Annotated in this window: 8 protein-coding genes and 8 tRNA genes; 13 read left to right on the top strand and 3 right to left on the bottom strand. The window is 48.3% G+C overall.

Translation table 11 applies throughout. The features are described 5' to 3' along the window. Position 1 precedes the first annotated feature (1 nt). Positions 2 to 670 (bottom strand): hypothetical protein, encoded by a 669-nt coding sequence (locus tag CX664_RS06070; protein ID WP_101745869.1) that lies wholly within the window; start codon positions 668 to 670, stop codon positions 2 to 4. Positions 671 to 883: 213 nt separating this feature from the next. On the opposite strand from CX664_RS06070, the gene CX664_RS06065 reads away from it, so the two are divergent. The 13 genes from CX664_RS06065 (at position 884) to CX664_RS06005 (ending at position 8,189) form a co-directional block, all read left to right on the top strand. Further along, complete coding sequence (locus CX664_RS06065) at positions 884 to 2,023, top strand: hypothetical protein (protein WP_145999857.1); 1,140 nt, start codon at positions 884 to 886, stop codon at positions 2,021 to 2,023. A 7-nt stretch (positions 2,024 to 2,030) separates the two neighbouring features. Next, on the top strand, positions 2,031 to 2,585 hold the full coding sequence (locus CX664_RS06060; RefSeq protein WP_145999856.1) for a hypothetical protein: 555 nt from the start codon (positions 2,031 to 2,033) through the stop codon (positions 2,583 to 2,585). 384 nt (positions 2,586 to 2,969) lie between these two features. Further along, positions 2,970 to 3,926 (top strand): TDT family transporter, encoded by a 957-nt coding sequence (locus CX664_RS06055; RefSeq protein WP_163372646.1) that lies wholly within the window; start codon positions 2,970 to 2,972, stop codon positions 3,924 to 3,926. A 120-nt stretch (positions 3,927 to 4,046) separates the two neighbouring features. Beyond that, entirely contained in the window at positions 4,047 to 5,318 is a 1,272-nt protein-coding gene (locus CX664_RS06050; RefSeq protein ID WP_163372645.1) for a cation:proton antiporter, read from the top strand. A 117-nt stretch (positions 5,319 to 5,435) separates the two neighbouring features. Continuing rightward, on the top strand, positions 5,436 to 6,914 hold the full coding sequence (gene gltX, locus CX664_RS06045) for a glutamate--tRNA ligase (protein WP_101745864.1): 1,479 nt from the start codon (positions 5,436 to 5,438) through the stop codon (positions 6,912 to 6,914). A gap of 231 nt (positions 6,915 to 7,145) precedes the next feature. Beyond that, positions 7,146 to 7,221, top strand: a tRNA-Ala gene (locus tag CX664_RS06040). Positions 7,222 to 7,240: 19 nt separating this feature from the next. Continuing rightward, positions 7,241 to 7,316, top strand: a tRNA-Glu gene (locus CX664_RS06035). Between the two features lie 55 nt (positions 7,317 to 7,371). After that, positions 7,372 to 7,460, top strand: a tRNA-Gly gene (locus CX664_RS06030). A gap of 36 nt (positions 7,461 to 7,496) precedes the next feature. After that, a tRNA-Gly gene (locus CX664_RS06025) sits at positions 7,497 to 7,585 on the top strand. Positions 7,586 to 7,621: 36 nt separating this feature from the next. Next, a tRNA-Gly gene (locus CX664_RS06020) sits at positions 7,622 to 7,710 on the top strand. A gap of 48 nt (positions 7,711 to 7,758) precedes the next feature. Beyond that, positions 7,759 to 7,834: transfer RNA gene (locus CX664_RS06015), tRNA-Glu, on the top strand. Positions 7,835 to 7,892: 58 nt separating this feature from the next. Next, a tRNA-Ala gene (locus CX664_RS06010) sits at positions 7,893 to 7,968 on the top strand. A gap of 145 nt (positions 7,969 to 8,113) precedes the next feature. Next, positions 8,114 to 8,189, top strand: a tRNA-Glu gene (locus tag CX664_RS06005). Positions 8,190 to 8,448: 259 nt separating this feature from the next. On the opposite strand, the gene CX664_RS06000 is transcribed toward CX664_RS06005, so the two are convergent. After that, positions 8,449 to 8,670, bottom strand: coding sequence for a hypothetical protein (locus CX664_RS06000; RefSeq protein WP_101745863.1), 222 nt, complete (start codon positions 8,668 to 8,670; stop codon positions 8,449 to 8,451). A gap of 176 nt (positions 8,671 to 8,846) precedes the next feature. Then, entirely contained in the window at positions 8,847 to 9,920 is a 1,074-nt protein-coding gene (gene fbaA, locus CX664_RS05995; protein ID WP_101745862.1) for a class II fructose-bisphosphate aldolase, read from the bottom strand. Positions 9,921 to 10,427 lie beyond the last annotated feature (507 nt).

Genomic DNA, 10,427 nt, shown 5'->3' with positions numbered 1-10,427 from the left:
TTCAGGAGAGGCGACAACTATGCTGACACAGGGGGAATGGGAGATCTTTCAGGCATTTGTTCTGTTCGTTGGCCACTTCTTTCTGATAAATTGCCTGTTGATCGGTTTTTCTGATCTGCATACCGCTCTCAGGGTAGGCTATGTAGAGGGTCACTTTTTCAGGGTCGGATTTGGCCAGGTTCCTGACGGTGACAGTTCTGTCGCTAATGGTTTTCGCCCGTGCACTGTCACATTGCATTGGTTTGGACATGGCTTCAGGTGGGGCAGTATTCTCGGGAGTAACCAGCGGGGTTGCAGGGGCTTTCGTATGAAATAACACCATCACCCTGGTGACGGTTCTTTCTTCAATTAGCTTTAAGAGTGTCTGTTCGAAAATGGTTTGCATGCCTACGCCAATGGGGCGTAATGTTTTGTCAAAATCTGAAAGTTCAATTACTTTAACTTTTGAAAACTCTTGAAAGCGCTTTAATATCTCTGACTTGATTGTATCGTCATTCTTATCTGAATCGGAGACTGGCTTATAAGCTCCATGTTGGAATTCAAAGCCGGAATGCAGACTGCGTTGAAGGTGGGGGATCACTTTGTTAAACCTCTCGCCGTGAGTGCAGCCGGTCAAAACAAAGACAAGTGTATTGAGGATCAATGCTTTTAGAGCATTAGAAATTTTCATGCTTTGTCGTGCAGGCTGATTTTTGTTGGATTGGAGATGTAAAGGTAGAACAGGATTTGGATATTTCAATCTTTGGTTAACTACTTACGCCTGGTCATGCTGAAAAAAACTTGAAAAACCACAGCTTTATTTAAAATCTGAAATTAAGCATGAACCTATCTGGATTTTTGTGGTCTGCACTAGTCCGAGTTTAAGAAATATAAGGTTATGCTTATGATTTCTCCCTCCTCTTCTCCTGTTACTGGAGCTGATCAATCACCGTCTTATGAAGAATCAATGACACAAAATGCTGTATTGGGGAATCACGATGTTCAATCTGCTTCCGCTGATGCAACAGTAAGTTTAAGGTATCAAGCTACAGTTCCGGTTCTGCCGGAAACTTCCCAAAAGGCAAATGTTGACACGCATAAAGTCAGTGCCGTTTCAGTCTGTAGTGGAAGTACACACAAATCCCCGGGAAAGCCTGATAACTCAGCCCCTGAGCTCCCCTCCCGGGAATCAGCAGACACACTGGTTTCCACTTTTATTGCAAACAATCCAACAATAGCATATTGCCTTCGTAACCCAGAGTTTCATAAGGCTGCGGTTACAATGTTAGCTTTGTATTCCCTGCATTGTGAACCTCAGTCTGATGATGATTCGCAAGAACCAAAAAGTAAGTCAAAAAAGGCTTTATGTGAACTTGTTATGAATAATATTGAATGTTGCAATATAATATTTCCTTATATAGCGGTTCCCGGTTGCGGTCGTTTAGATCCTGTAAGATTTCTGGGGGTTATGCTCTCTCTATGTGAAAGCGCTTATCAAGATGCTTTTCCAAAAACAGTTATCAGCATTGGCTCGGGGCAGGCATTTCTTGAAAAATGTTTTGATTCGATGGGAGGAGTCAGCGTGAAATGCTATGACCGTGAACCGCTAACCAGGTTTTTACCTGTTGAACAAGCTGAGTTCCCAAAAGATATTAACAAGTGCCTGCCTGATGATTGCAGTAGTTGTTTATTGGTTTCAGGATATCCCCAAGGGTATTTAGGCCCTGTGCTCACGGAATTTATCCGACGGGGAGGGGAGATGCTCTGCACCACTGTTGAGGGTGGTTTGTTTAGTGATGTGCATGAAGGATATGAAGATGATCCCAAGGTTCTCAGGGATGGGATTAAAAAGTTAAGGAAGAAGAATGGAGCGTTCTTTGAGGTTCAATTAACTGATTACACTCTGATGGGGCCTTCGTCATTTATCCAGTTTTACAACTGGCCATCAAGCGTTAGGCGGCTAATGTTTGATTCCAGGATTTTGAATGGTTTGTGTTCCGATATCGAATTTCCTCGATTCCTGACATCACGTTCACGTAGATGAAATGATTATGCAAAATGTCAATTCTGCTGTAACTCTTACGCAATCCACAGGTTATGTTACCCCATCGGGTGGGGGTGATCATTCGTTATCTCCCGCCCTTGCTGCACTTGGCGCTGTGCATCCGACACCTGGCCTGGATCCGCCAGAACAAGGGATTTCTACAAATGGCATTGAATCGATAACAGACAGAAATGTGGAATTAGTACAGGGTCCTCTCCGTAATGACATCAACGGAGCTTTTCGAGGCGTTGCCAGCACTGATGCAGCGGGTACTTCATCTGTAGATTCAGAAAGGACCTTGATAAGGAAGATGAAGAATGAAATAACGAAATCTGTTGGAGTTCTGACTTATAGGAATGAACACGTGTGGGCTGTCGCAGCGAAGGGTAACACCAGGGGCCAACTTCAGTTGAAACTAATGGCTAATCACGATTGCAGCCAGGAAGAGAGGCAGCAGTTGCTCGCCGACGTGGAATTCTTCCTGCAGAATAATGTTCCGCAGTGGTTGCGCAATGAGTTTACACTCGTTATTGAATACGGAGGGCCTATAGAAGCTCTTTAGGCAGGCTTTTCTTATAGCGCCGGGTCGTCGGGGATTTTTGGTAATCCTGGAAGGATCCGGTTTCGCTAGTACATGGTTTCAACGAGTTTGACGGGTTGTCGTGCCTCCGCACTCCGTTCGTCCTGAGCCTGTCGAAGGGCGGAAACTCCGGACTCTGATAGATCGTGCCAAGCACCCTTCGACTTCGCTCAGGGTGAACGGAGATTGTACACGTCAAACTCATTGAAACCATGTACTAGATATCAATAAAACTTAATCTTACTATCCAAAAGTTTGATTTTTCTTATTTGCTGTTGAGTTATATCTTTATTCCAACTATTTATTTCCATTTGGTTAACTGCTTAAGTGCAAGTGGTCGTTGTTAGTCAGAAGGATGGCTTGCCAATGCGTAAAGTGGCTTTGAGTGTCCGTTTCAGGAATGTACCGACTCCGCTGGGAGGTCTGGCTTTGGGTATTGCCAGTCTGGGAGCTGTCTGGGCTCTGGTGTTGCCTGACTTTGCCGGGTGGTTCAAGTTGTCTTCGGCGCTGGTGGCCAGCCTGCTGGTTTTGGCCATTATTCTGAAATTTGTGAGCAATCCCGGTTTGTTTCGGGAGGATCTGGCTCATCCTTTGGTAAGCAGCGTGATGCCAACCTGTGCCATGGCCAGTATGGTCATTGCACAATCTTTGCTGATGGCAACGCCTGCTTTTGCCAGAGGGCTCTGGCTGCTGGCTGTGGTTGCTCATCTGCTTTTGTTCATCAGTTTTACGGCTCACAGGTTCATTGATTTCCATTTGCACCAAATGGTTCCAAGCTGGTTTGTGCCGCCCGTTGGCATTATTGTCGCGGCAGTGACCAGCAAGGGTATGGGGCATGAGGAACTTGTCTTTACGTTGTTTGTTTTTGGACTATGCTGCTACTTCATAAAGCTGCCAGTGATGTTGTATCGTTTGATTTTCAAAGAGAAGATTCCTGATGCTGCACTGCCCACATTTGCCATTATGGCGGCACCGGCGAGCCTTTCTCTGGCGGGCTACCTGTCCATAACTGACCAGCCGAATTACTTACTGGTTGCGGTCCTGCTGCCATTGGCTATTTTTATGACGAGTCTGGTCTATGTTGCGTTTGTTCGCTTACTGCGCCTGCCGTTTTCGCCAGGATATGCTGCTTTCACATTTCCGATGGTAATTGGGGCTACAGCGTTGTTTAAGCTGGCAGATATACTTCATCAACAAGGCTATCAAAAAGTTTGTGATGTTATTAACAATCTGGCCGGTTTTGAACTTTTGGTGGCGACGGGGATCGTACTTTATGTTGCCCTCCGCTATCTCTGGTATTACTTCTCACCTCGCCATCCCTGATGTATGTCGAGATATGGACTGACCGGTCAATATGGCCACGGGTAAATTGTACCCATGGCCTGAAATGCCGAGCTTATGATCCCTCTTCATTTCGGCATTTATTTATTAACGGAACAGGAAATGTCGGTAACACACTCTGGCGCTGGTCTCGCCATCCCTATGCTGATCTTTTGCGGCCTGTTTTTATTGGCGGCTATTTCGGCAATCCTGCTTAAGAAGCTGCGCTTTCCCTATACCATTGGGCTGGTTGTGATCGGTATGGCCCTGGGGATGGCGGCTGAATATTCTGAAATACTGGCACCTCTACTCCGTCTTTCCCTGACTCATGACCTGATTATGTACGTTTTGCTCCCCGTACTGGTGTTTGAGGCGGCCATCAATATAAAGTTTTCCGCTCTGATGAAAGAGCTGGTGCCTGTATTGATGCTGGCCATTGTGGGAGTGATTTTGTCTACCCTGGTTCTCGGTGTGATGCTGGGTGAGTTGACGCCTCTGACGCTGGCGGGCGCGCTGTTGTTTGGTGCGCTGATTTCGGCAACGGATCCAGTGGCCGTGATTGCACTTTTTAAAGAGGCGAAAGCGCCTGAACGGATGTCTCTGCTGATGGATGCAGAGAGTTTGTTTAACGATGCAACCGCGATCGTTATGTTTGGCATTGTGCTCTCGATTATCCAGTCGGGAACAGGGGTGTCCGGTAGCACGGCTTTTGCTGCCTTTGTCGAGTTCTTCAGGGTTTTCTTTGGCGGGATTTTTGTGGGTGCGGCCATGGGGGCAGCCATGCTGGTGCTGCTCAGGTTGTCCCGGGGGATGCCTTATGTGCATATTGCCCTGACAACTATCCTGGCTTTTACCAGCTTTATTATTGCTGACCATGTCTTTGAAACGTCCGGTGTCATGTCGGTTATCGCTGCCGGGATTGTCACTCGCAGCTATGGCCGCCGTGCCATGGCTGACTTTATGACATTGCGTCACCTGGATCCTTACTGGGAGTTTATGGCATTTGTAGCCAATAGCTTTATTTTCCTGCTGTTAGGGTTAAGTGAGGACTTCCTGCTGCGGAGTATTGAGCGGCTCGGTATGATCTACCCCACGTTAATCGTTGCCATTGTCGCCGTTCTTGTGGCGCGCTTTCTGGTGGTATATCTGTTGCTGCCCGTCAGTAACCTGATGCCATTGAGTAATAAAGTGGACAGCAATTCAATGAAGGTGATGTTCTGGGGCGGATTGAGAGGGGTTGTGCCTGTTGCCCTGATGCTATCGATCCCGGACTCCATGCCTGAAAAGCGCATGATCATAGAAATGACGCTGGCCGTTATTCTTTTCTCACTGTTGATTCAGGGTACTACCATTGGCTGGTTGATGTCCCGTTTGGGGATAAAAAGGGAAGCCTGAAGCCACTGAATTCAATCAATATTTGGGTGCTGTTGGCTCTCAGCCTTATAATACCTGTTTTGGCATTCTGTCAGCCTGCGCCCATTGGGGCCCGGGCGTTATTGAGAAAGCAATTCCATGACTGTACGCACCCGTATTGCACCTTCCCCTACTGGCGATCCTCATGTCGGTACTGCATATATCGCCCTGTTTAATCTGGCGTTTGCCAAGAGTCAGGGCGGCCAGTTCCTGCTTCGTATAGAAGATACGGATCAAACCAGAAGTACCCCTGAGTCCGAGCAACAGATTCTCGACTCGCTGCGCTGGCTTGGTTTGAATTGGGATGAGGGTCCTGATGTTGGCGGCCCACACGGCCCTTATCGGCAGAGTGAGCGCCGGGAAATCTACGCTGATCATGCTCAAATCCTGTTGGATAAAGGGCATGCGTTCCGTTGCTTCTGCTCATCAGAGCGTCTTGATGCCCTGCGTGCAGAGCAAACGGCGCACAAGCAGACACCCGGGTACGATGGTCACTGCCTGCATCTTTCTGAAGACGACGTTCAGGCCAGGCTGAATGCGGGCGAGCCTCACGTTGTCCGGATGAAAGTGCCTGAGAGTGGCGTCTGCACAGTGGATGATATGCTCCGTGGTACCATCGAGATTGATTGGTCCCAGGTGGATATGCAGGTTCTGGTGAAAGCCGATGGCATGCCAACCTATCACCTTGCGAATGTTGTTGATGACCACCTGATGGAAATCACGCATGTTATTCGTGGTGAGGAGTGGATCAACTCTGCGCCCAAGCATCAGTTGTTGTACGAATACTTTGGTTGGCAGATGCCTGTGCTCTGCCATATGCCGTTGTTGCGAAACCCGGATAAGAGCAAGTTGTCCAAGCGCAAGAACCCAACCTGTATTACTTACTATCGTGACATGGGGTATCTGCCGGAAGCGCTGTTGAACTACCTGGGTCGTATGGGCTGGTCCATGCCAGATGAGCGGGAGAAGTTCAGCCTGGAAGAGATGCTGGCGGATTTTGATCTCAAAAGGGTTTCTCTGGGTGGCCCGATTTTTGACCAGGAAAAACTGTCCTGGTTGAATGCCAGCTGGATTCGCGAAAACCTGAGCACAGAGCAATTTGCTGATCGCCTGCATCACTGGTTACTGAACCGTGACTACCTGATGAAGTTTCTGCCAATGGCGAAAGAGCGGGTTGAGCGTCTCAGCGATTTTGCTCCTATTGCTGCCTTTATGTTCTCCGGTATGTTGAATCTGTCGCCTGAAGACTTTGCCCATAAAAAGCTGGAAGCGGGTGATGTTAAGAAGGTATTGCAGTTCACACTCTGGAAGCTTGAACAGCTGCGCCAGTGGCAGCGTGATCAGATTTTTGCGGAAATTAAAGGGCTTTCCAAAGCGATGGACATTAAGCTGGGTGATTTTAATCATCCTGTCTTTGTTGCTATTGCCGGTACGCCAAACTCCTGGTCTGTTATGGAATCTATGGAGATCCTGGGCCCGGATATGACGCGTGCACGCCTGCGTCATGCTGTTGAGGTGATGGGTGGCGTTTCCAAAAAAGAAGCGAAGCGTCTGGAAAAAGAGTTTGCAGTGCTTTAACCCGGCGGCTTCTTTAGGCTAAGGCCGGTTGTCTACCGGCCTTTTCTATAGATGCATATATAACTGCACTATTATTTGATCATAATTTTTATAAGCGACGCTTGACAGGATAGGGGGGCATCCATATCATTCGCCCTGCGTTTCGGGGGTGGCAAAACAAAGCGTCCTTCGAAAGGTGCTAAAGCAAAAGCAGTTGTTGAATACGCTAAGTATTGTTGCTGCGAAGGTTTTGGGGCTATAGCTCAGCTGGGAGAGCGCAACACTGGCAGTGTTGAGGTCAGCGGTTCGATCCCGCTTAGCTCCACCAAACATCGTTCGATGTTTGCGTCCCCTTCGTCTAGTGGCCTAGGACACCGCCCTTTCACGGCGGTAACAGGGGTTCGAGTCCCCTAGGGGACGCCACTTAATTCTCTTGACTTGAGAACAGGATCTGAAGAATCCTTAACACGTCTTCATTGCGGGAATAGCTCAGTTGGTAGAGCGCAACCTTGCCAAGGTTGAGGTCGCACTTTCTTGTGACAAGAGCGAACCTCGTTTCCCGCTCCAGATTCAGACTTGAAGCTGTCTTTAAAAAGTTTCACTGCGGGAATAGCTCAGTTGGTAGAGCGCAACCTTGCCAAGGTTGAGGTCGCACTTTCTTGTGACAAGAGCGAACCTCGTTTCCCGCTCCAGATTCAGACCTGAAGCTGTCTTTAAAAAGTTTCACTGCGGGAATAGCTCAGTTGGTAGAGCGCAACCTTGCCAAGGTTGAGGTCGCACTTTCTTGTGACAAGAGCGAACCTCGTTTCCCGCTCCAAATCTAGAGCTTAAGTGATGATTGTGTCATTTAAGTCAGAAGGATTGCGTCCCCTTCGTCTAGTGGCCTAGGACACCGCCCTTTCACGGCGGTAACAGGGGTTCGAGTCCCCTAGGGGACGCCACTTATTATCAAAATGTTGTATTTGCTATCCAGAATGGCATAATGCGACAAGTTGATATGGGGCTATAGCTCAGCTGGGAGAGCGCAACACTGGCAGTGTTGAGGTCAGCGGTTCGATCCCGCTTAGCTCCACCATTTTCTTTTGCGGTAATTACTCGGTTGCCAGACCATACCCATTTCAGGGTAATGTCACTCTTTGTTGTGCCAAGAGCTAATTGCGTGCTTTGTTTCAAATCTAGAGCTTAAGTGAAGATTGCTCATTTAAGTCAGAAGGTTTTGCGTCCCCTTCGTCTAGTGGCCTAGGACACCGCCCTTTCACGGCGGTAACAGGGGTTCGAGTCCCCTAGGGGACGCCACTTATTCTCTTTCAGAGAGCCAGGGCTGAAAAAATCTTAAAATCTCCTTCGCAGCCTGAATAGCTCGGTTGGCAGAATACAGCGCTTGCCAGCGTCGAGGTAGAACTTACTTGTCACAAGAGTCAGCCTCGTTTAAGCATCCAATCAAAAAAAATCAGCCTGATGGCTGATTTTTTTTGCGTTAATTTCCTTGTTTCCCTTTACCCATCAACCCTCAGTCATACTCTGATTTCGGATCGGTCTCTGGCTAAAGTGAACCTTAACGAGTCTGGGACTGACGTCTCTGCTTTTTCAGAGCTTTAAAGCCTTCTTTCAGTAAATCAACCAGCTTAAAGTCATTCTTGGCCGCATACACCTTAAATTCCCTGGAAAACTCAGGGGATACTCGGAAGCTGAGCCCGACCCATTCATCATTGGATGATTTGGCTTGCTGCTTATTTTTTGTGGTGGTGCTTTTGGGTTGTGCTTTCTGTCTGGGCATGGTCTTCCCCCATTCATTTTTGTTTAGAGTTGTGTGGATTTATCGTCAAAAGTACTAAAGAGTTTAGTGGAAATAGGGGATTTCGCTGCTTTTGAAGTTTTGATAGGGGGGAATTTGGCTTGAGAGGTTCTGGCGAAAGGTGATAGACACCGGCAAATGCCGGTGTCTGACTCTGATTACAGCACGTCGATGCTGTTCAGGTCATTATGGGCTTGCTCAAGACGGGAGATCATGGACTCCTGGCCAGCTCGCAGCCAAACCCGTGGATCGTAGAACTTCTTGTTTGGCTTGTCGGCACCTTCAGGGTTGCCCAGCTGGCCCTGCAGGTAAGCTTCGTTCTTCTTGTAGTAGTTCAGTACGCCTTCCCAGCACGCCCATTGGGTGTCTGTGTCGATGTTCATCTTTACTACGCCGTAAGAGACGGATTCACGGATCTCTTCCAGGGTAGAGCCGGAGCCGCCGTGGAATACGAAGTTCAGTGACTTGGCTGGAAGGCCGAACTTATCAGAGCAGAACTTCTGGGAGTTGTCGAGAATCTTCGGTGTCAGCTGAACATTACCTGGCTTGTATACGCCGTGAACGTTGCCGAAAGAAGCGGCGATGGTGAAGCGGTGGCTGATCTTGCTCAGAATTTCGTAAGCGTAGGCTACGTCTTCTGGCTGGGTGTACAGCATGGAGCTGTCCATGTGAGAGTTATCAACGCCGTCTTCTTCACCGCCAGTACAGCCGAGTTCGAACTCCAGTGTCATGTCCATCTTGGCCATACGCGTCAGGTATTCGGCGCAGGTGGCAATGTTTTCTTCCAGAGACTCTTCAGACAGGTCGATCATGTGCGAAGAGAACAGTGACTTACCGTGCTGCTCGTAAAACTCTTCACCCGCAGTCAGCAGAGCATCAATCCATGGCAGCAGTTTGCGCGCCGCGTGGTCAGTGTGCAGGAGAACAGGGATGCCGTAAGCTTCAGCAACTGCGTGGACGTATTTTGCACCGGCAATGGCACCCAGGGCACCGGCAGGGTCGGTCTTCAGGCCTTTGCCTGAGAAGAAGGACGCACCACCGTTGGAGAACTGAATGATAACAGGAGACTTCACTTTTGCCGCAGCTTCAAGAACTGCGTTGATTGAATCGGTACCAACAACGTTTACTGCTGGCAGCGCAAACTCACCGGCCTTGGCAGCTTCAAAGATTTTCTGAACGTCATCACCGGTAACTACGCCTGGCTTTACCAGGTCCAGGATTTTTTGGGACATGTGGCTGATTCTTCCTCGATCAGGGGTTAACAGTGTGTTTCAGTTTGAGTACCGTGTCTGGTCAGGACTTCTATTCTTGCAGCTGCCTGAGCATAAGTAGTTAACCAAATGAAATCATATATTTCTGACTAAGTTGTCAGTCACTCCCGGCAACTGCTCCTGCGTTGCTCTATCTCCTGCATCCATGCAGTCGTGCGGCGTTGCAACTCCGGTCACATAGCTACGGCTATGCTCCCTACGTTGCGCCTTGCATAGCAACTGCCCACTTAGCCAGAAATATACGATTCCATTTGGCCAACTACTTAGCGACATAACCGAATCGTTCGGCATTTTGTCATCAGGGCTGAGAAATTCCGGATTAGACACTTCAAATTCTTGCTAATGATACGGAAAGGTTACAACAGGTAAAGCCTTTTTTCCTGATTAATAAAAAACTATGGCGGGGGGATTTTATAACTGTTGTTTATTGTTGTCTGTTTCTGTTTTTTTCAATGTGGTTGTGTTTTT

The sequence above is a fragment of the Endozoicomonas acroporae genome (assembly GCF_002864045.1).
In the GTDB taxonomy this organism is placed as follows: Bacteria; Pseudomonadota; Gammaproteobacteria; order Pseudomonadales; family Endozoicomonadaceae; genus Endozoicomonas; species Endozoicomonas acroporae.
This window is presented reverse-complemented; position numbering and strand designations above follow the sequence as displayed.

What these genes read in the sequence shown, in the direction of transcription:
- CX664_RS06070 (WP_101745869.1), bottom strand. Translation starts at nt 670, where the DNA reads ATGAAAATTTCTAATGCTCTAAAAGCATTGATCCTCAATACACTTGTC.
- CX664_RS06065 (WP_145999857.1), top strand. Translation starts at nt 884, where the DNA reads ATGATTTCTCCCTCCTCTTCTCCTGTTACTGGAGCTGATCAATCACCG.
- CX664_RS06060 (WP_145999856.1), top strand. Translation starts at nt 2,031, where the DNA reads ATGCAAAATGTCAATTCTGCTGTAACTCTTACGCAATCCACAGGTTAT.
- CX664_RS06055 (WP_163372646.1), top strand. Translation starts at nt 2,970, where the DNA reads ATGCGTAAAGTGGCTTTGAGTGTCCGTTTCAGGAATGTACCGACTCCG.
- CX664_RS06050 (WP_163372645.1), top strand. Translation starts at nt 4,047, where the DNA reads ATGTCGGTAACACACTCTGGCGCTGGTCTCGCCATCCCTATGCTGATC.
- gltX (WP_101745864.1), top strand. Translation starts at nt 5,436, where the DNA reads ATGACTGTACGCACCCGTATTGCACCTTCCCCTACTGGCGATCCTCAT.
- CX664_RS06000 (WP_101745863.1), bottom strand. Translation starts at nt 8,670, where the DNA reads ATGCCCAGACAGAAAGCACAACCCAAAAGCACCACCACAAAAAATAAG.
- fbaA (WP_101745862.1), bottom strand. Translation starts at nt 9,920, where the DNA reads ATGTCCCAAAAAATCCTGGACCTGGTAAAGCCAGGCGTAGTTACCGGT.